15 protein-coding genes are annotated in these 21,347 nt (G+C 59.9%); 13 read left to right on the top strand and 2 right to left on the bottom strand.

Annotated elements, in window-relative coordinates; translation table 11 throughout:
* Positions 1–30 precede the first annotated feature (30 nt).
* Both N5D61_RS16175 and N5D61_RS16170 read left to right on the top strand, forming a co-directional pair.
* On the top strand, positions 31–351 hold the full coding sequence (locus N5D61_RS16175) for an immunity protein Tsi6 family protein (RefSeq protein ID WP_108236717.1): 321 nt from the start codon (positions 31–33) through the stop codon (positions 349–351).
* A 27-nt stretch (positions 352–378) separates the two neighbouring features.
* Positions 379–915 (top strand): HD domain-containing protein, encoded by a 537-nt coding sequence (locus N5D61_RS16170; protein ID WP_279893524.1) that lies wholly within the window; start codon positions 379–381, stop codon positions 913–915.
* Positions 916–1,863: 948 nt separating this feature from the next.
* On the opposite strand, the gene N5D61_RS16165 is transcribed toward N5D61_RS16170, so the two are convergent.
* Positions 1,864–2,679 (bottom strand): DUF6508 domain-containing protein, encoded by an 816-nt coding sequence (locus tag N5D61_RS16165; RefSeq protein ID WP_279893523.1) that lies wholly within the window; start codon positions 2,677–2,679, stop codon positions 1,864–1,866.
* Positions 2,680–2,867: 188 nt separating this feature from the next.
* Positions 2,868–5,036 (bottom strand): M48 family metallopeptidase, encoded by a 2,169-nt coding sequence (locus N5D61_RS16160; RefSeq protein ID WP_279893522.1) that lies wholly within the window; start codon positions 5,034–5,036, stop codon positions 2,868–2,870.
* 700 nt (positions 5,037–5,736) lie between these two features.
* Here N5D61_RS16160 and N5D61_RS16155 point away from each other — a divergent pair.
* The 11 genes from N5D61_RS16155 (at position 5,737) to N5D61_RS16105 (ending at position 21,344) form a co-directional block, all read left to right on the top strand.
* Positions 5,737–6,486 carry a hypothetical protein gene (locus N5D61_RS16155; protein WP_108236722.1) on the top strand — a complete coding sequence of 250 codons (750 nt, stop codon included), beginning with the start codon at positions 5,737–5,739 and terminating at the stop codon, positions 6,484–6,486.
* A 68-nt stretch (positions 6,487–6,554) separates the two neighbouring features.
* The gene (gene tssB, locus N5D61_RS16150; RefSeq protein ID WP_108236723.1) at positions 6,555–7,088 is read left to right on the top strand and encodes a type VI secretion system contractile sheath small subunit; all 534 of its coding nucleotides are present in this window, start codon (positions 6,555–6,557) and stop codon (positions 7,086–7,088) included.
* Positions 7,089–7,102: 14 nt separating this feature from the next.
* Positions 7,103–8,605: a type VI secretion system contractile sheath large subunit gene (gene tssC / locus N5D61_RS16145; RefSeq protein ID WP_108236724.1), complete on the top strand. Its 1,503-nt coding sequence runs from the start codon at positions 7,103–7,105 to the stop codon at positions 8,603–8,605.
* A 25-nt stretch (positions 8,606–8,630) separates the two neighbouring features.
* The gene (tssE, locus tag N5D61_RS16140; protein WP_108236725.1) at positions 8,631–9,113 is read left to right on the top strand and encodes a type VI secretion system baseplate subunit TssE; all 483 of its coding nucleotides are present in this window, start codon (positions 8,631–8,633) and stop codon (positions 9,111–9,113) included.
* A complete protein-coding gene (gene tssF, locus N5D61_RS16135) occupies positions 9,113–10,945 on the top strand; it encodes a type VI secretion system baseplate subunit TssF (RefSeq protein WP_279893521.1) in 1,833 nt (610 codons plus the stop codon). The genes tssE and tssF overlap by 1 nt, the downstream gene beginning before the upstream one ends.
* A complete protein-coding gene (gene tssG, locus N5D61_RS16130; RefSeq protein WP_279893520.1) occupies positions 10,909–11,979 on the top strand; it encodes a type VI secretion system baseplate subunit TssG in 1,071 nt (356 codons plus the stop codon). Before tssF ends, tssG begins: the two co-directional genes overlap by 37 nt.
* Positions 11,976–14,573 (top strand): type VI secretion system ATPase TssH, encoded by a 2,598-nt coding sequence (tssH, locus tag N5D61_RS16125; protein ID WP_279893519.1) that lies wholly within the window; start codon positions 11,976–11,978, stop codon positions 14,571–14,573. Before tssG ends, tssH begins: the two co-directional genes overlap by 4 nt.
* A gap of 24 nt (positions 14,574–14,597) precedes the next feature.
* Entirely contained in the window at positions 14,598–15,350 is a 753-nt protein-coding gene (gene tssJ / locus N5D61_RS16120) for a type VI secretion system lipoprotein TssJ (protein ID WP_279893518.1), read from the top strand.
* Positions 15,343–16,686 carry a type VI secretion system baseplate subunit TssK gene (gene tssK / locus N5D61_RS16115; RefSeq protein WP_108236730.1) on the top strand — a complete coding sequence of 448 codons (1,344 nt, stop codon included), beginning with the start codon at positions 15,343–15,345 and terminating at the stop codon, positions 16,684–16,686. The genes tssJ and tssK overlap by 8 nt, the downstream gene beginning before the upstream one ends.
* Positions 16,683–17,393 carry a type IVB secretion system protein IcmH/DotU gene (gene icmH, locus N5D61_RS16110; RefSeq protein WP_279893517.1) on the top strand — a complete coding sequence of 237 codons (711 nt, stop codon included), beginning with the start codon at positions 16,683–16,685 and terminating at the stop codon, positions 17,391–17,393. The genes tssK and icmH overlap by 4 nt, the downstream gene beginning before the upstream one ends.
* A gap of 30 nt (positions 17,394–17,423) precedes the next feature.
* Positions 17,424–21,344 carry a type VI secretion protein IcmF/TssM N-terminal domain-containing protein gene (locus N5D61_RS16105; protein WP_279893516.1) on the top strand — a complete coding sequence of 1,307 codons (3,921 nt, stop codon included), beginning with the start codon at positions 17,424–17,426 and terminating at the stop codon, positions 21,342–21,344.
* Positions 21,345–21,347: the final 3 nt, after the last annotated feature.

Raw genomic sequence — 21,347 nt, 5'->3', positions numbered from 1 at the left:
TTTCAGCACCGGAGCTCAGGAAGCACTGACTTGAAAAAAGCCGTCGACTACATCAATGAGGCCATCGACATCACACGCTCGAGGCTGGAAACCGGCTCAAGGGATGCCCTGTACGCCGGCCTTCTTCATAACCTTGAATATGTGAAAGACGTGGTCTTGGGTCTCGAAACCGACAAAGCAAAGCTGCATACGCTGAAGATTGGCGTCTGGCCAGCAGAGGACTTCCGTCGTGACGACCCGGAGCATGCGGACGCGCTTGCTGTAGCCGACAGCATCCGTGACCAGATTGCACGCGGACTGAAAATTCAACTCCCGGACGGACAACCGCCCGAGAGCCTCGCAAAACAGTAGCGCTACTCAGACGTCTCAGGAGCTTCAATGCCAACTACGGACCTGCAACACCTCTACAACAAAGCCTGGCTTTTTGCCTCGCAGGCTCATCTCGGACAGACCATGAAAGCCTCGCAGCTGCCCTACTCCACCCATGTGGCCATGGTGGCGAATGAGCTGATCTTTGCTGATCGCGAAGAGTCGGTCGGCGCGTTGGAAATTGCGTTGCCGGCCGCGCTGATGCACGACGTGATCGAGGACACATCCGTTACTCAAGCGACCATCGCTGACCTCTTCGGCGAACGTGTCGCCTCGGTGGTCGCCAGCTTGAGCAAGAACCTGATCGTGCCGTTTTCCGAAGAGCAGTATTTCCAGGCCATCGCCGCGCACTCCAAGGAGGCTGCGGCGATCAAGCTGTGCGATCGCATTACCAACCTGCAGTCCGCGCCTGCGACGTGGACGCAGACCAAACGTGCGAGCTATCTGGTGGAGTCATCGCAGATTCTGGCGGCGCTCGGCCATGCACATGAGTACTTGGCCACACGACTGAACACAGCAATGGTGCGATACGAAACCCTTATCTGAATACGGGGTGGAAATGTTTGCCGTGCTGTCGCCCACCACTGAATGACGTTGGAAACGGCGCGATCACCGCATGGCAGCACGCAGCACCTCGATCCTGCGCAACACATTTGGAGTAACCCACCTATGGCCAACCACCACCTGACAACTGAGATCATCAACCGCATGTCTGTGTTGCTGCGCGCAGGAGACAACGGATCGTGGGCCGACAGGCTCGATCAGTGCCGAGCACAGCTGCTTCAAGATGAAGAGTTCGCACACTCTCAGATAATCAAGTTATACGGCGGAATGGGCTCCCTCAATGACGTCGTTTTGTACCAAGATGGGCAACCCTTGATCAGTTCAAACAACGAATTTAACGAATTGAGAACTCAGCTATTCGAACTGTGTACGCAGCGCTAAACGCGTCTGGCTCTGTGTAAACGGCTTGCAAACCGCCCATGACAGCTGGGACGGATTTACACGCCAGATGGGCAGCGGTGCCAGCCAAGCCTAAAGCACCATCGGCGGCAACCGGATCGACCATGTTCGGCAAGCGATGGCCCTCTCCTACCCGATCATGCAGACGAATCTCGCCCTAAAGCGGGCATCGATCAACATCTCGCAAGTCTTGCCGGTGCTGATGAAGCTGGTGCAGTAAGTGGTGACGATTCTGGGGGGGGAAGTCTCGCTGTCGGGGCGCCATTGGAGGCGCTGCACGTTCGCTGGCGTTCGGTATCGCCGCAGCGCTTGGCGCAGTGCGAAGCTTCAGGCGGAGATTCCGAATAGGAAGTCTGCAGACTGGCTGGCCAGGAATCAGAGCAAGCTTCTGGCGGCGCTCGGCCATACACATGAATACCTCGCTAAGCGACTGAACACGGCAATGCTGCGATACGAAACACTCATCTGAAAACGGGGTGTAAATGGTTGCCGTGCTGTCGCGCATCACTGAGTGACGCTGGAAACGGGCGATCACCGCATTGCAGCACGCAGTACCTCGATCCTGCGCAACACATTCAGCACGTAACCCTTTTCGATAACCGAACCATGATGTCCGTCGCAGAAGCGCTCGCCGCGTACGCACCAGGTCAACATGCTCTGGATGTCCGCCAAACTGGCCTGTGCGATGCAAGCTGGGTTTTCGATCATGACCGCGGCGCCATGGTTGAGGTAATCGAAGTCATTCCAGCAATCCTTGCCCACCGCGCAAAAGAAATCGGTAACGACCTCGGCGTACTCAGGCCAGTAGGTGCCTTCGCGGACGGTGTAGGTCTTGATGGCAATGCCGCCGGGGTAAAGCCGTGGCAAAAACGACAGGAGTTCATCCATGTCCTCGACTTGCGGCATGGGTTCAAGGCGCGAGCGTGCGTCCTGCGGCCCGCGCATCGGCAGCAGATTGCCTGACGGCAGCTCGGGGGTGAATGCCCGGACGTAGCAGCCAAAAGCCTCTACCTGCTGGCGGGTCAAGTTGTGGTCCTTATAGTAGTCCACGTCCTTTCTGTAGCGGCTGAAGGCGACCGAATGAGCGCCATGGGCGAACAGCGAAACCAGCGCCGCGCACTGCATGAACCAATAGATATCAAGCGAATCGGTCGTCGCTTTGGAAGAACTCAGGTCGAGGGCTTTCGAATGCAGAGCCCGCGCCAGCTCATGCCCCTGCTGGCGGCATTCATCCGTCAGCGCTTGCGGATAATATTTTTGAGCGTGGCCGACGAATGCCAGATAGCGGCTGCGTAATGCCTCATATTCGCGGCCGAGCGGCGGACACCCTGGCGGCAGCTCGTTCAACGGCTGCGGCGCCTCGTAGACCGGCAGCCAGCTCAGATTCTGTTCCACAGGGGAAGGCGTGGGTGGCGCAGGCTCCTGCGCAGGACCCCGCACAGGGTCTGCGGCAGGTGGTTCAAGTCGTGGCTGGCGAACCAGCAAGCCTTTGAGTCGACGAAGCCAGTGCATCAGAACACCTCGAGAGTGAGCGCTCACGTGACAGCGGTCTGCTGCGAACGCTGCGCGAGAAGGTGGCGGGCAGTGCCGGCGTTCAGGTACGTGCCAATCAGTTCCGCCAGTTCTTCGGGCTTGAGCTTCCTGTCATCCCGGCAGAACTGTATCAACTGCAACTGAACCCAGCGTTTTTTCTTGATCACTTGAGCGTTGGGCGCGAAAAAAGAACCTGAGGTTACTTCGGGCAGCGGGGCGTCGTCTTCGAGCAACACGTTGAGCACCAGGCCATTGCCGAGGGTCAGGCCGAAATCTGCCACATGCTGGATAGCCAGCGGCGCTTTGAGGTTGGCGAAGACGAAGTGATCCGGTGTGAGCTTCAAGGCGGGGATGCGAGCGCGCATGACCAGGCGCAGTGTCATCGGCAATAGGCAGGCCATCAGCACGGCAAGGATCGCACCGGTTACATAGAGTATCTGCGGTTTGCCATTGGCCAACTGTGGATGCAGGTACCCCACGGCAAGCAACGCCAGCCCGGTCAGCAACAGGGAACCGAAAACCGCTGTGGCGATTATCCCCCGCTTGCGTGCCCCCTCATACAGGAGCACATCACCGCTGACGTTACCCGCGTAGGTTTTCAGCTCTTCGACGACCGCAGCGTCTTGGGTGACATAGTGCGAAAGGAAATCTTCGGTGAGGCGCGCCCGGACACTGGATGGATCGGTGAAGAACCGATCCATTGCAGCACTGGCCATTACCGCGTCGATCGGGTGGGTGCTCCTCTTCGCCGCGTCTTCAACCGTCACGTGCAACGAGGCCAGTCGCTCGCCGTTGGAGGGGTGGGTGTCGGAGGGGTGTGGAAGTTGAACGGCCAGTTCGTCTTCGGACAAGGTCAGTGCCTGCTCGCTTAAGGCCTGCAGCACGGCCCCCGGCAAGTCTGTGGGCAAGACATAACCCGGCACGGGATTGGTCGCGCTGTCGACATGCCCCCAAACCCGTTCCTGAAGCAGCGGATCGATCGCCGAGATACGCAACAGTGCCGACCCAGCTGCCTCGTTGTCGGCCATGCGAGCCCCCGCTGCGTCCGCAGCAAGTTCCCGTACGCGACTCCAGTGATTCACAGCGTGGTCGAAACTTTCCATGAAGTGCAGCCCCAGCATCAACGCCGGGCGAAGGATCGTGCGCTGAAGCAGATCGCTGCTGAGCATTGTCTGGAAAATCGACTGCAGGCTGCGGCTGATACCGTCGTAGATCGGCAGAAAGCGCAGGCTGTATTCAGTATCGGCGCCAGCGAAATGCGCCAGCTCATGACCGATTACCGCGCGCGTCTGCGCGTCATCGAGCAGGCCCAGGTACATGATCGGCACATGCAGCGTTCGCCCTGAGAGGTGTGCGTCGCTCGGCAGCAGACTGACGTCGCTGGAAGTGACGTAAAAACCGTCGGCCATCCCGAGCACGATGTGATCGGGCTGCAACGCGCCGAGTCGCTGCGCCAGCTCGCGCACGATGTCCCACAGCAGCGGCGCTTGTTGCGGCGTCACAGCGTGCCCAAGGACGACCATGCCCGACGGCTCGAACATGTGCAGCATGACCTTCAGCTGCTTGGCCATGGTCCAGATCGAATAGAGGCAGACGAGACCAGTGATAAAGGCGACCGCCATCAATTTGAACTCACCGGCAGACATTCGGCCGACGTGCCACAACCCCAGACCTTCGAACACCAGAACGGCAGCAACGGCAGCGGTCATCGCAACGATGTGCCCGACCAGAACGAACGGGAGGATGCGGCTGATGAGAGTGAAGGTGTGAAGCAATCGCTTGCGCGACTCCAGGGCTCGCGAGGCGGCCCACCCCAGGGCCAGGAGGCCGAGGGTACCGACCAGGGCGGCCAGCAGGCCCAGGCCGACCACACTCCATGCAATGCCGGTCTTGATCCGTTCCAGCGACAGCAGTTGGAGGATGTCGTGCTCGGCTTCGCCAACGCGGGTCAGGGCCAGCTCCACGCCCACTCGCTGGTCGTTGATCTCAATCCATCCACTCTTGTTCTTGCTGGCCATTTCCCGAAGTTGCGGGAGAAGCTCGGCGAGCTCTGCCTGATCCTGGACCAGACGACTCCCATTGTCGGCACTGCGTTGCAACTCCCACGCGCCAAATAATCCGAGGAACAGAGGCAACAGGATCAATACGGCGACAAGCTTCATCTTTTGCATCGTGCGACACCTTACAAACCGTGCATCGCCGCTGACGGAACACGGCGAGCAAAACTTCCCTTTAACAAAAACCCGAGGTTTTCGCGCTCCTGCACGCCGTCGGCAGACGCGAGCGCAGACGCAATGGACTGCCGCGGCGTGACAGGCGGCGTTATACCCGAAATGCCTTCCTTTCAGTACCCCAGCATGCCGCGAATCGGGTGTGGTTCACACGATGACCTCCGCTCAGTTGCCATCATCGACTCGCCACGTAAAACACAAGTTGCAGTGCACATTCATTTTCACCACCCACATTTCAGGTGAACCGGATCACTTTTTTAACCTTTAGTTTTGTGCGTGAGAGGGATCCAAAAAAAACCGAAAACCCCCTGTCTATAAGGTTTTCAGCGAGTTCTACAGGCCTCATCCGGGTGAATAATGGCTTTAAGGCATCATTGCGATGTGTATCAAAAACGAGAAAAACTTGCGGCCTGTAGGAACTTTCCTACTCCAAATGATGCCTGAGCTGACGCTGCTGGCTAGACAATATTGGTTTGCTAGCACCCCACTTTCACCTAACGTGCGGGGCGATTTCGTGATGCTGTAGGTCCGGGATCGAACGTGTCGCAAAGGTGTGCCGGTTGAGAAACACGTAGCCCTTCTCGTCGCCCTGCTGAGGTTGCGAGGGTGTTGCAGAAAAGGGTTCAAGGACGATGTATCGATGACTCAGACGTTCGATGTAGAAGCATTGATCAAGTTGCGGAGCCAGACACGCGCCATCTCAGATGTGCTCAAGGCCCAGGCTTCGGATTACCTGGCCACGTTGTCTCTGCTGATACGTCCGCAAACGTTGTTCGGCGAATACCTGCAAGGCGCACAGCGCAGCAGCGGGCGTGAGACGCAACATCACTTCAAAGAGCTCAAGGGGTTGTACGACAGAATTGGCGCGGCGTCTCCGTTCCAGTTGGTCAGCGAACTGGAAGTGCCTTTGAACCTGATCAGCACCACCCCCGAATTGTTTCCGCTCGAATACGACAAGGTCCTGCAACCCAGCGGACAGACCATTCGTATCACCAGCCCAACGCGCTGGGTGGTCGGTTTCAACTCGTTCGATCTGGCGCGATTTCGCAAGGTGATCCAGGACCCGAACCGCAGCAGTGCCGAGTTGTATCGCTTCGTCGTGCACTACCTGGTGCTGTTTTACTGCGTCAGCAAATCGCCTGGCCTGGGTCGCTTGTTCGAAGGGCTGCGTTTCCCGGTCAGTTTCGAGCGGTTGAAGGATTTCGGCGACCTGCCCTTCTGCGTGATCAGCTCGCCGGTGCGCTCGACGCTGCCGGACGACTCGGTCATTCGCAGCAGCACCCAGATCGCAGGCAACGCCAGCTTCGAAGAGTTGGTGGGCCACGACAGCATCATGGAAATGAAAGATGAGATTCGTCAGCGCCTGCTGATGACGATCGAAGGACTGTAACGCGTCCGGCCCATCGCCGGGCCGACACGCAAATGAATTGCAGCGAGTTACTCGCACAGGAGATCACGATGGCGAAGAAGGAAAGTACCCAGCACAAACTCGACCGCGTACGCGCCCCTCGGGTTCATATCACCTACGACGTGGACATTGGCGACGCTCAGGAAAAGAAAGAGCTGCCCTTTGTCGTCGGCGTGCTGGGCGATTTCTCCGGCAACCCGCTGGAGCCTTTGCCAAAGCTCAAGGACCGCAAGTTCATCTTCATCGACCGCGATAACTTCAACGGTGTGCTCAAAGGCATCAAGCCGCGTCTGGCCTATCGGGTCGACAACACCCTGGCGAAGAACGGCACGCAACTGGGCGTCGAGCTCAACTTCAACACTCTCGAGGATTTCGAGCCGCAGAACGTCGTCAAGCAGGTGGAACCGCTGCGCAAGCTGCTCGAGGTTCGCAACAAGCTGGCGGACCTGCGCAACAAGATGGGCGGCAACGACAAGCTTGAAGAGCTGCTGATGGACGTGTTGCAAAACACCGAGAAGCTGAAAACCCTGGGCAAGGAATTCGGCCGCGAAGCCGCTGCTCCTGCCACCGATGCCAAAGAGTAAGCAGGAGCACGACGATGAACGATAAACAAACCGTGGCTCAGCAGGATGCCGATCTGGTGGAAGTGGAAAACTTCGCGCCCCAATCGTCGCTGCTCGACAGCATCATTTCCGAAAGCCGTGTCGCCCGTTCCGAAACCGAGCGCACCCGCACCCGTGACCTGATCGGTGAGCTGGTCGGCCAGGTCCTCGAAGGCGAGGTGACCCCGAGCAAGGACCTGATCGCCGTGCTGGACGCGCGGATCGCGGAAATCGACTCGATGCTCTCCGAGCAAATGAACGAAATCATGCACGCCCGCGAGTTCCAGCAGTTGGAAGCTTCCTGGCGTGGCCTGAAGTACCAGGTCGATCAGACCGAAACCAGCACCACACTGAAAATCCACCTGCTCAATGCTTCGAAAAAAGACCTGGTGCGCGATCTCAAGGCCTCGTCCGAATTCGACCAGAGCGCGCTGTTCAAGAAAATCTACGAAGAAGAGTACGGCACCTTCGGTGGGGCACCCTTCGGCATGCTGCTGGGCGATTACGAATTCAATCGCAACCCGGAAGACATGTACCTGCTCGAAGAAATTTCCCACGTCGCTGCGGCCGCCCATGCACCGTTCATTTCCGCGGCGTCGCCGGAGCTGTTTGGCTGGGACTCGTTCACCGACATGTCGGGCCCGCGCGATCTGGCGAAGATTTTCGACACTGTCGAATACGCCAAGTGGAAGTCCTTCCGCAACTCTGAAGATTCCCGTTACGTCGGCCTCACCCTGCCCCATGTGCTGGGTCGTCTGCCCTACGGGCCGGATACCACCCCAGTCGAAGAATTCAACTTTGTCGAAAGCGTGGACGGCCGCGACCACAACAAATACCTGTGGATGAACGCCGCTTATGCGCTGGGGACCCGGGTCACCGACGCCTTCTCGCGCTATGGCTGGTGTGTAGCGATTCGCGGTGTCGAGGGCGGCGGCCTCGTCGAAGGTCTGCCGACCCACACCTTCAAGACCGACGATGGCGAAATAGCCCTCAAGTGCCCGACCGAAATCGCCATCACCGACCGCCGCGAAAAGGAACTGTCGGACCTGGGGTTCATCCCGCTGGTGCACTGCAAGGGCACGGACTACGCAGCGTTTTTCGGCACTCAGTCGACACAGAAACAAAAGCAGTACAACACCGACATCGCCAACGCCAACGCGCGCCTTTCCGCGCAACTGCAGTACATCTTCGCGACATCGCGTATCGCTCACTACATGAAGGCGATCATGCGCGACAAGGTCGGCAGTTTCGCTTCGCGCAAGGATGTCGAACTGTTCCTGAACAAATGGCTGTCCAGCTACGTGCTGCTCGACGACACCGCCAGCCAGGAAGCCAAGGCCAAATTCCCACTGCGTGAAGCCCGCGCCGAGGTGTTCGAAGTGCCTGGCAAGCCGGGCGTCTACAAGGCCGTGACGTACCTGCGCCCGCACTACCAACTGGATGAACTGACCGCGTCTCTGCGGCTGGTTGCCGAGTTGCCGCAGTCCACACGCGGTTGATCGATGCCGTTGCCAGGGAGGCAATATGAGTAGCCAACACAAGCTGTTGCCGTCATTGCTGGATCGGTTGCTGGACGACCGTCCGCACCAATCCACCGAAGCGTCGTCGCAACGGCTGTGTTCGCTGGCCGATTACAAGGCCAGCATCGTCCGCGACCTGGAGATCCTGGTGAACACTCGCCAGTCCCTGGTGGCGGAGGAGCTCGGCGGCTTTCCCCAGCTGGATGGCACGATTCTCGACTACGGCATGCCTGATTTCACCAGCAAAAGTGTGCTCGACCCTGAGGATCGCCTGCTCATCCAGCGCCAGCTGGAAAAGGCGATTTCGGTGGGAGACCGGCGTTTTCGCAGCGTGAAGGTGCAACTACTGGCACAACAAACCGGCCAACGTATGCTGACCTTTCGCGTGGACGCCGTACTGCGCCTGCAGGATGTTTCGCGTCAGGTTTCGTTTGATGCGGTGCTGCAAGTGAACACCCAGGAATACAAAGTACAGAACCTCAACTGATGCTCGACGATCTGCTCCCCTATTACGAAAAGGAACTGTCGCACCTGCGCTTTCTGGGCCAGGAGTTCGCGAGCCAGTACCCGAAAATCGCTTCACGGTTGCTCATCGAGGGCGATAACTGTGAAGACCCGCATACCGAGCGTTTGATCGAGGCGTTTTCGTTTCTGGCTGCCCGCGTCCACAAGAAACTGGATGACGAGTTTCCCGAGATCGTCGAATCGTTTCTCGAGGTGCTTTACCCGCATTACCTGCGCCCTACTCCGTCGATGTCCATCGTTGAATTCAGCCTGGGCAAGCACGAGAAGGTTACCGAAGCCTACCGCGTTGCCCGCCATACCGAACTGCATGCCAATCCGGTTGACGGCGTGGTGTGCAAATTCCGCACCTGCTACCCCGTGGAGCTCTGGCCAATCACGGTGCAGCAAGCCTCCTTCGTGGAGATGGAACGCTCTGCCTTCAACGGTCACAGCGCCGATCTGGTTGCACGATTGCGCCTCGGCCTTGCTGCAACCGGCGACACTTTGTTCGGGCAGATGGAAATGGACCGTCTGCGCTTCTTCCTCGACGGGGAAAGCACGCTGATGCTGCAGCTGTACGAGCTGCTGTTCAACAACCTGGCCAAGGCGACCATCAGCTTTCAGGAACAGGGGCGTAATCGGGAGGTGGCCCTGCCGCTCAATGCGCTCAAGGCCGTCGGTTACGGCCTCGACGAAGGGCTCGTGGACTATTCGGAGCGTTCATTCCTCGGGTATCGGCTGCTGCATGAGTACTTCACCTTCCCGGACAAATTCATGTTTTTCGATCTGTCCGGGTTCGGCCGAATCCTGGCAGGCAAGGCGCTTGACCGGATCGAGATCAACTTCTACTTCTCCGACTACGACCTGAACGATCGTCTGGCGCGCCTGACGCAAAACATCGGCCGTGCCAATTTCAAACTCAACTGCACGCCGATCATCAATCTGTTCCGCCAGCAGGCCGAGCCGATCAAGCTGACGCACGCACAGCACGAATATACCGTGAAGCCCGACGTACGCCTTCAGGCTTCGGCTGAAGTGGTGTCCATCGATCGAGTGCGTCGCGTTAAGAAGCTGGGCGGGGTCGATCATGTTGCGACCTGTCACCCCTTCTTCGATCCGCGGGCCGATCATGGCCCTGGCGACAGCTTCTGGATTGCCAGGCGTCGACCGGTGCAAACCGTGCAGAGCGAGGGGACGCACATGTACATCCGGGTCGTTGACCGGGATCTGGAATTGATCGATTCCAACAACGACACCCTGAGCCTGCAATTGACGTGCAGCAACCGCGATGTGCCGCTGATGCTGCCCTTCGGCGGCGAGCGCGGGGACTTCAACATTCCGGCAAACGTGGTGATCCAGGACATTCGCTGCCTGCGCAAACCCACCGCCTCGGTCCGCGTGCCGCTGGGTAACGGCGTGATCTGGCGGCTGATTTCACACCTGTCGTTGAACCACATGTCGCTGGTGTCCAAAGGGCGTGACGTGCTGCTGGAACTGCTGTCCTTGTACAACTACCGCAACACGTCGGCGATCCGTAAGCAGATCAACGGCATCGTGTCGGTCGGCAGCGAGCCGGTGGTCGCTCGCATTGGTCATCCGCGGCCCAACTTCGTTCGCGGCGTGGGCATCACCCTCACCTTCGATGAAAGCCAGTACACCGGCAGCGGCGTGTTCCTGTTCGGCATGGTGCTGGACCATTTTTTCGGCCAGTACTGCTCCATCAACAGCTTTACCCAATTAACCCTGCGCACCTTGCAACGTGAAAAGAGAGTGGTCCAATGGCCTCCGCGAACCGGCGATCAACCCCTGGTCTGATTGATCAGGCACGGGCTGAGCCGCACCGATTCGAGTTCTTTCAATTGGTGCGTTTGCTCCGCCTGCATTACAGCAGAAACGGGCGCATGGACCTGCAGACGCGGCCCCATGAGGATCCGCTGCGCTTCCGCTCTCAGCTCTCCCTGAACTTCCCCGCCAGTGAAGTCAGTGACCTGAAATTCGAGCGCGAGGGGAAAGTCTCGTCCGCCGGTTTGCCGCTGTCGGAGGTGCAGGTCACGTTCATGGGGCTGGTCGGCCCTTCCGGTGTCTTGCCGCGCCCGTATACCGAATTGCTGATGGAACGGCATATCCAGTACCGCGACGACGCCGCGCACGCTTTCTTCGACCTGTTTTCGCACCGCATGACCACGCTGTTCTACGAGGCGTGGCAAAAGTACAAGTTCTACATCGAGTACGAGCGCACCGGCAGTTCGAACTTCGACCGGTATCTGCTCAACCTGGTGGGTTTCGGACCTCAAGCGCAAAAGCAGAAGTTCGGCCCCGGTGGCTCGCCGCTGCGTCGGGAATTGTTCAGCTACTTCTCGGGGATGTTCGCGCAGAAACCGCGCAACGCCCTCAACCTGCAGGTGATGCTCGGTTTTTATTTCTCGCTGCCGTTCAAGGTGAGCCAGTTTGCCGGACGCTGGCTGAAGCTGGATGTCAGCCAGTGGACCCAACTGGGCCGCGAGAATGCAGTGCTCGGGCAGAGCGCCGTAGCGGGCAACCGTGTCTGGGATTACCAGTCATGCGTGCGGATTGAGATCGGTCCGTTACAGCTCGCGGATTACCAGCGTTTTCAACCGGCCACCGAGGACTACCAAAAGCTGGTGGAACTGGTGCGTTTCTACGTGGGCGCCCAGCTGGACTTTCAAATTGCACCCACCCTTGCGCGTGAGGCCGTGCCCCTTGCCCGCCTGGGTCGCCAGGGCAATGTCGCGCTGGGGTGGCTGGGCTGGCTCAAGCGTCCGGACGTCGAAGTCGAGCCTTCCCGCTGCGCCGTTTTCAATATTCCTTTCGATGGGGTCTCCCTGTGAACCTGAAGTCGCTGTTCGCCAAGCTCAACGAAACCAGTCGCACGGCCACGGAAGGCGCTGCCGCGCTGTGCCTTGCCGAGCATCATTACGACGTGGAAGTCGAACACCTGTTGCTGCAACTGCTCGAAGGCAGCGACAACGACCTGCCGGCCATTCTTCGTCATTACGATGTCGTACCCGAGCGCCTGCAGGCGCAACTGGTGACAGCGCTGGGCACGTTCAAAAAGGGCAACACCCGCACGCCCGCCTTGTCCCCGCATATTACCCGCATGATCGAGCAAGCCTGGCTACTGGCGTCGATCGAGTTCGGTCAGAGTCAGATCCGCACGGGCTACCTGATCCAGGCGCTGCTGGATGACGATGAACTGCGCCGCGTGATCGTCGGCTCGGCCATCGAACTGGAAAAAATCAACGCCGACGACCTGCGAGTCAATCTCGCCGCCCTCGTGGAGTCCAGTCCTGAATCGCGTCTGGCCAAGCCACTGAGCCCATCAGAGGCAGCGGCCAGCCGTCCACTCGCCGGCAACGGCAAGACCCCTGCGCTGGACCAGTACACCGTCAACCTCACGCAGAACGCCCGCGAAGGCCGGATCGATCCGGTGCTGGGTCGGGAATTCGAAGTGCGCCAGATGGTGGATATCCTGACCCGTCGGCGACAAAACAACCCGATCCTCACGGGCGAAGCCGGCGTGGGCAAAACCGCCGTGGTCGAGGGCCTGGCGCTACGCATCGTTCAGGGCGACGTGCCTTCGGTGCTGAAGGACGTGGCGATCCACACGCTGGACCTGGGCCTGTTGCAAGCGGGCGCCGGGGTCAAGGGCGAATTCGAAAACCGTTTGAAATCGGTCATCGAAGAAACGAAACGCAGTCTTCACCCGATCATCCTGTTCATCGACGAAGCCCATACCCTGATCGGCTCCGGGGGCCAGGCCGGGCAGAACGACGCCGCCAACCTGCTAAAACCGGCGCTGGCCCGCGGCGAACTGCGCACCATCGCCGCCACGACCTGGGCGGAATACAAGAAGTATTTCGAGAAAGACGCCGCCCTCGCCCGCCGCTTCCAGGTGGTCAAAGTCGAAGAGCCCGACGAGGAGAAAGCCATTCACATGCTGCGTGGCCTGCTGGGCAAGATGCAGGCGCACCACAAGGTCAGAGTGATGGACGAAGCCTTGGTGCAGGCCGTCCGCCTGTCCAATCGGTACATCACCGGGCGTCAGTTGCCGGACAAAGCCGTCAGCGTGCTGGACACAGCCTGCGCACGCGTGGCGCTGGCGCAGTCTGCCCAACCCGGCGCACTGGAAGATTGCAAGCGGCTCATTGAAAACCTGGAGTCGGAAATCACCGTCCTCACCCAGGAATCGTCACGGGGCAGCGACCATACGCGCCGACTTGCGGCACTCGACAACGAGCTCAAGGCCGCTCAGCAACACCGTGAAGCCCTCCAACAGCAATGGCAACGCGAGCTTGAGCTGGTCGATAAGCTGGCACAGGCGAGTGAACACGAGGCGCCGGACGCGAACGAGATTGCTGCCCTGCGCGCTGAGCTTGGCACGGTTCAAGGCGAGCAACCCCTGGTGCATGCGCTGGTCGACGGCGGCACCATCGGCGAAGTGATTTCCGGCTGGACCGGCATTCCCCTCGGCAAGATGCTGCGCGACGAAATCGAGACGGTGCAACGCTTGCCTGCGTTGCTGGGCGAGCGCGTACTGGGCCAGGACCACGCGCTGCTGGAGATCGGCAAGCGGATCAAGATTTCCCGCGCACGCATGGAAGATCCGAACAAGCCCATCGGCGTATTCCTGCTGCTCGGTCCCAGCGGCGTCGGCAAGACCGAAACCGCCCTGGCGCTGGCCGACACGCTGTACGGCGGCGAGCGCAATGTCATCACCATCAACATGTCCGAATACCAGGAAGCGCACACCGTTTCCAGCCTGAAAGGCTCGCCGCCCGGTTATGTCGGTTACGGTGAAGGCGGCGTGCTGACCGAAGCGGTCCGGCGCAAGCCCTACAGCGTCGTGCTGCTCGATGAAGTGGAAAAAGCCCACCCCGACGTGCTGGAACTCTTCTTTCAAGTATTCGACAAGGGCGTGCTCGACGACGGCGAAGGCCGTGAAATCAACTTCCGCAATACCGTGATCATCCTGACGTCGAACACGGGCACAGACCGGATCATGCAGTGGTGCCTGAATGCCGCCGAGCAGCCAACGCCCGAGCAGATCGTCGACGGTTTGCGCGACGAGTTGAACCAGGTGTTCAAGCCCGCGTTCCTGGGCCGCTTGTCCATCGTGCCTTATTACCCGGTGCAGGACGCGATTCTGCAACGCATCGTGGCCTTGAAGCTGGAGCGCATTCGCAAGCGTTTCGAACGCAACCACCAAGCGGTGCTTGGCTACGACGACTCACTGGTCTCGGCCATCGCCGCCCGTTGCACCGAGGTCGACAGCGGCGCGCGCAACATCGACAACATCCTGTCCAAGACGCTGATGCCCGAACTTGCGCAGCACGTGCTGGAGCGCATGGCGCAGGACAAACCGATCCAACGGCTGGACATCGAACTGGGCAGCGACGGCGATTTCGCCTATCGCCTCACCTGATTCGAGCATTCATAGGTAGTAGTCATGAATATGCACAACATGGAACGTGCCGGCGCGAGCTGGGCGAAGGGGCTGACCCTTCTGGCGATGCTGCTGGCGTTGAGCGCCTGCGGCATCACCGAGCGGGCTGGAAAACGGGTCGACGACACCTGGGCGGGCGACATGCTGTTCGGCGACAAAGAGAAGGTGATTCTGACGTCCGACGGTGGCAATCAGCTGAACCCCGATGAGTCGGGCAAGCCCTTGTCGGTGGTGCTGCGGGTTTATCAGCTCACGGCGCTCGAACGCTTTGCGTCCACCGACCCCGATTCGTTGTGGAGCGACCCGCAGAAGGCGCTCGGCAACACCTTGATTGACAGCCAGGAAATCACCCTGCTCCCCGGCATGGGGCAGAACAACCAGTGGCCTTTGAACAAGGCCACCGGGTATGTCGGCGTCGCCGCCTTCTTCCGCTCGGAAGAAAAGAGCCAATGGAAAGTCGCCTTCGACGCCAACTCGTTGCGCAAGGACGGCATCTGGTTCTCATCCGATGGCCTGAGGGTGCTGGTGGACAACAACCAGGTGGTGGCCGTGCGCGGCGCCGATGTACTGCGCCAGACGCCGACGCAAGCTCAGATCGCCAGTACCAACACCCTGCCGCAGGCGCCGGGCACCCCGACGGTCGCGCAAAAGGTTCAGGACGCGGTGGTTCAGAAAGCCGAGGACACCGCCGTCGACTCCGCGCAGAAAGGCATGCAGTCAAAATTCGATTCACTCCTGGAAGGCGTTCATGAGTAAGCAGAGCCGTGTGATGTGGTCTGAAGGCATGTTCCTTCTGCCGCAGCATTTTCAGTATCAGGACGAGTTCCATCAGCATCAGCTTGCCGAATCGACCTTGCGCAGCACGCCTTTTCATTGGGGTGTCCAGGCGTTGCAGATCGATGAAGAGGCATTGGCCAACGGTTCGCTGCAGCTCAAGCGTCTCAAGCTCGTGTTCCCGGATGGCAGCCTCTTCGACGCGCCGCAACATGACCCGCTTCCAGCGGCGAGGGACCTGAGGGAATTGCTCAAGGGTGATGATTTCAAGGTCTATGCGGCGTTGAAACTGCCCGAGCCGTTCGGCTTGAACTATGTCGAAGACGGTCAGGAACAGAAGAGCGCGCGCCGTTTTCGCAAGCAGTTCGACACCCTGCCTGACCTGAACGAAGGCGATCTTGAAAACGAAATCACCAGTCTGCGGCTGAACGTGGTCATGCTGGTCGATGGCGACACCCTGGACGGCTACACCTATTGCCCGGTGGCTCGGCTGTCACGCAATAACATCGGTGGCTTCAACCTGGACATGCACTTCGTGCATCCCACCTTGCATGTGGGCACTCACGAGACGTTGATCGGTCTGGGCAAACGCCTGCTGGGGGCGCTGCAATCCAAGAGCAAGGCATTGTCGGGCCGCCGTCGCGAGCGCGCCGACCAGATCGCTGAGTTCGGCTCCAGCGACGTCACCCTGTTCTGGCTGCTCAACACCGTGAACCGCGCTTACCCGGCGCTCGCTCACCTGCTCGCGCACCCGCGCCTGCATCCGGAGCGCCTGTACCTGTTCCTGGCTGAGTTGGCCGGTGGGCTGTTGACGTTCTCGCTCGACATGGAGCTCAACAGCATTCCCGAATACGACCATCACGATCCGGCCGCCTCGCTGGTCAAGCTGGACGAGACGATCCGGGTACTGCTGGATAACGTCATTCCTAACCAATGCATCATGATCAACCTGACCCAAACCAAGCCCTCTTACTGGCAAGGGCAATTGCATGATCCGCGCCTGGTCGAAGCGGACTTTTACATTTCCGTGCACGCCGACATGCCTGGGGCCAGCCTTCTGGAGCTGGTGCCACGCGCCTTCAAGATCGGCTCTCCGGAAGACATCGAAGTGGTTGTCAACAGCGCCATGCCGGGTGTCACGCTCAACCATTCCACACGCCTGCCCAACGCCATTCCGGTACGGCTGGACAACCACTATTTCTCTATCGAGCCGCATGGCCGGGTCTACGAACGCATGATGAACGCGCAGGCGATCTCGTTCTACGCACCCAGTGCCTTCACCAACCTCAAGCTTGAACTGATGGCGGTACTCAAATGAACGAAGCCGTAATGCAAGGCGCAACGACCGCCACTGCCGCGAAACCCACCTTGAAAGACCTCGTGCAAGACTTCATCAGCATGGCGCTGATCGTACGTCGCGGCCGTCAGGTCACGTCGATCAGCGCCTTCGAAGCCAGCGTCGACGGTTTCTTCGCTCAACTGGAGCGTGATGCGCGGAGCGCCCAATACAGCGCCGATCAAGTCAAGGACACGCAATATGCACTGTGCGCGTTTCTCGATGAAAGCGTGCTGCGCTCGGGCGAAAACGACCTGCGCCGGCACTTCGAGATGTCACCCTTGCAGTTTCGCTATTTCGGCGTGGCCCTGGCCGGCGAAGGCTTTTTCGAGAAGATCGACGCGTTGCGCGCCGACGTGAAAGGCAACCTCGATGTGTTGGAGGTCTACCACCTCTGCCTGGCGCTGGGGTTCGAAGGCAAGTTCCTGTCCGAAAAGGATCAATTGCGCTACCTGGCCAACACCCTCGGCCAGGACATTGCGCGGTACCGCAAGACACCCAAGGCGCTCTCGCCCGATTGGGCGCTGCCCGATCAGGTTTCGCAGATGCTGCGTCATGAAGTGCCCGTGTGGATCTATCTGGCGCTCATTGCGCTGGTCTGCCTGGGCGTCTACCTGACGCTGGACTGGCTGCTGGGCAAAGACGTCGCCGTCCTCTCAGAACACATCAGCCAGTTGTTCAGTGCCTGAGCAATGGTCAGGTAACCGAGTCAGGAAGACATGAAAACATTACTCCGTGCATTGAAAAGCTTTTGGTTCATCGTCATCGCCCTATGGTTGGCGAGCCTCCTCGTCTGCGCGCTGGTCGCGCCTCGTGTGCAGTGGTCGCGCGATCACGTGCTCGAAACCATGGCGATCGTCAGCGCCTTCTATCTCTTGATCATCGTGCTGCGGCAGTACAGGCGTATTCGCACCGAACACAACCTCGAAAACCTGGTGCAGATCGAAGTCGATCGCTCGCTGAAATCGAACGGCGAGTTCCGTGACCAACAGGTGCTCCGGGACAGGCTCAAACATGCCATCGCCATGTTGCGCGCCGACCGTTCCGCCGGCGGTGGCGGTTCTTCGGCGCTATACGACTTGCCGTGGTACCTGGTCATCGGCATGTCGGCGGCGGGCAAGACCTCCCTGCTCACCCGCTCAGGCCTGTCCGCCAGCATTGCCAGCAGCCAGAGCGACAACGACAGTGGCACGCAGCACTGCGATTGGTATTTCAGCCCGGAAGCGGTGTTGATCGATACGGCCGGGCGTTACCTGCACGATGACCAATCGGCCAGTGAGTTCGCCGCATTCCTGCAGTTGGTGAAAAAACAGCGCAAGAAAGCGGCGGTCAATGGCTTGGTGCTGGTCGTCAGCTTGCCGGAGCTGTTGTCGGCCACGGTCGAAGAGCGCGAGCAGATGGCAGCGCAACTGGTGTCGCGGATCGAAGAGTACACCCGCTGTCTGGAGGCCAACCCGCCGATCTATCTGATGTTGAGCAAGACCGACCAACTGCCCGGCTTCAACCAGGCATTCGACGGTCTGGACCTGACTGAACGTCAGCAGCCGTTGGGCATGACGTTCGGCCAGTCGGAGATCCGCAACCTGGGTCTGCGTGCCGTGCTCACCCGCAAACTGGAGAATTTGTACGGCGGCGTTCAGCGTCACGTCGACACACAAATGACGCGTCTGGGCGCGGAAGCCAACTCTACGTTGCTCAACTTCCCGAATTACTTTGCCCAGATGCCGCGTGTGCTGGAGCAATTTCTCAAGCCCTTCACGGAGCCAGCCAGCCACGGCAACCCGCTGTTGCTGCGCGGTGTGTATTTCACCAGCGCGCTGCAGACCGATCATCAGCTGTTTCCGGTCTATGAGGACGATCTGGCCGAGTCGTTTGCGCTGCAGCCTGACCAGGACGCTCTGGCCCTTACCGAAGGGGTGGGCAAAAAGATCAGCGACCGCAGTTACTTCATCACCGATACCTTCCGGCGGGTCATCTTCGCGGACCGTGATCTGACCCGCTATCAGTCGCGTACGGGGCGCGACACGTCGCTCAGCCCGGCCGTGATCGCGCTGGCGGCGCTCGCTGGGCTTGTTTTCGTTGGCTGGCAGGCGCTGGCCTTCCAGAACAACCGGGCATGGATCGCGGCGCTGGAAGGGAAAATCAGCGATCTGAATGCCGCGCCGGACCGCGACCAACGCATGGCTGCGGGCGAAGGCCTCGAATTGCTTCGTAATGAGCTGACGCTGATTGAAAAACACCGCGCCAAGGGCGTTCCCCTGCAATTGAGCGCGGGCCTGTACCGGGGCGACGATATTTTCGCCGCCGCCGAGGCTGCCTACCTGCAGCAATTGCGCAGTCAGGCGCTGGAGCCGGTGGCGCTGGCACTGCAGATGCAGATGCGCGCCTTCAATGAATTCGCCGAATCAATGGAGCCCCAGAACGATCTTGCCGCAACGGGCAAGGCCAACGTCAAAACCGCCAAGGGCCAGAAGCTGATCGACCGTGGCATGCAGGACCTCCGCGCCAAGGCAGGCAAACCTTCGCTGAGCAGCATCCCGCGCTCCGTCGGCGACGCAGGCAATCGTCTCAAGGGTCTGGCCAAGGGCGCTGCCGGCAAAGCCCGCGACGGTGCGCTGGCCGACTTGCGCAACCCGGCCACCGCCAGTGATGCGGCCGAGGTCTCGGCGACCACCGGCGGGCTGTCGCTGTCCGAGGAAATGCTGGGACGGCTGGATGAGCAACAAGTGGCATCGATCATCGAATCCTACAACGCGCTCAAGCTGTACCTGATGCTGACGCAGCCCGCTGCTCACCCGGATCCGGAATTCGTCAGCGCCGCATTGCCGGTCGCATGGGCCAGCACTGCGACGGAGGCCAGCCCTGTCAGTGACGAGGTCATCCAGGACAACGTGCCGATGTACGTGCAGTTGCTCAAGAACGGTCAGGCCCCTGCCCTGCCTCGCAACGAGCAATTGGTCGACAGCACGCGCAAAAGCCTGAAGGCGTTCATGATTTCCAGCTCGCTGGTGGACCGCGAGTACCTGCGCCTGCAATTGGAATCCAGCCGTCAGTTCCCCGCCATCAGCCTCAACGATCTGGTCCCGCTGCCCGGTCGCCAACTGCTGTATGGCAGCGAAGCCGTGCCGGCCATCTTTACCCGTCCAGGCTGGGACGGCTTCGTCAAGCCGGAGCTGATCAAGCTGGTGTCCGGCAACCTGCGCAACGAGTCCGACTGGGTGCTCGATGGTGAAGGCGGCGACAGCATTGTCCAGAAAGCCAACTTCGTGCGTGAATTCATGGCGCGCTACAAACGTGACTACGCCCAGGTGTGGTACGCCCTGCTCAACGGTGTCGGTATTCGGCACTTCACCGACATGGCGAACGCGACCGAACAGTTGTCATTGCTGAGCGACGTGCAGAACTCGCCTGTCAAACTGCTGCTCTCGGCCGTCAATGACAACACGCGCTGGGACCTGCCGGCTCCGCGTGAGCCCCAAGCACCTGGCACCGCACCCCAGGACAGTTTCTGGAGCAAGGCCACCGGCCTGTTCGATGGTCCGCAGAAACCCTCCGCAGCCATGCTCTCGCCATTGCCGTCGATTGACGACGGCAGCCTGGCGAAACGCTTCGAACCGGTGTCGCGGGTATTCGCCGCGCAAAATTCGGAAGGCGCCGACAGCACCATCATGGATCGCTATCTGGCGGCGCTGCGCAAGCTCAAGGTGCGGATGAACAACATCCAGCGCTCGCAGGATGTGGGCAAGAGCAGCAAGCAGCTGATCAGCGAAACCCTTGAAGGCCAGCCAAGCGAGGTGACCAACGTGCGCAACTACGTGGAAACCACTGTCGACACCAGTCAAGGCGGCCTGTCGGCGTCTCTGCAAGGGCTGTTCAGTCTGCCGATCCAGTTCGCTTGGGAAACCCTGCGTGATCCGGCCGGCCAACAGATTGCCAAGGCCTGGGCGCAGCAGATCGCCAAGCCCTGGGAGCAGGTCATGGCCCACCGTTACCCAATTGCGGCGGGCAGCCGCAATGAAGCATCGGTCAAGGACCTGCAGCGTTTCGTCGACCCGGAATCCGGGCTGCTACCGAACTTCAAGCGCAACGAAATCGGCAACCTGTCCGGCGGAGAAGGCCTGGGCATGAGCAGCGGCGCCAAGGCCGTGCCGCTGGTGAACCCGAACATGGTCAACAGCATCGACAAAGCGAGCTCGCTGGGCGAGGTCATTGCCAGCCTGTCGGACAAGGAAAATGGCTTCGAGATCATGCTGGAGCCGTCGGCCAACTTCACCGACATCATTTTCACCCTGGACGGTCAGGAGCAGCACTACCGCAACGGCAAGACCAGCTGGAGCCGCTTCTCCTGGCCAGGCAGCACCACTGCTCCGGGCGCTCGTCTGGATGTGGTGACCCTCTCCGGCGAACGTATCACGGTGTTCGATTATCCGGGGCGTTGGGGCTTGCTGCGAATGAACGACAGCGCGCGCGTGGTCGATCTCGACGGTATCCAGCAGCGCTTCAGTTGGAATACCGCCAACGGTCAAGTGAGCCTGGCAGTGCGCAACTATGGCGGCGTCAAACTGACCGACCTTGCCAACGTCAAGGCGCTGAGCGCGTTGAACGCCCCAGTCAATGTCGCGGACGGACGGACCAAGTGAACC

This window comes from Pseudomonas sp. GD03842 (genome assembly GCF_029841165.1).
GTDB lineage: Bacteria > Pseudomonadota > Gammaproteobacteria > Pseudomonadales > Pseudomonadaceae > Aquipseudomonas.
Note: the sequence above shows the minus strand (reverse complement) of the source record. Positions and strands in the feature narration are given on the sequence as shown.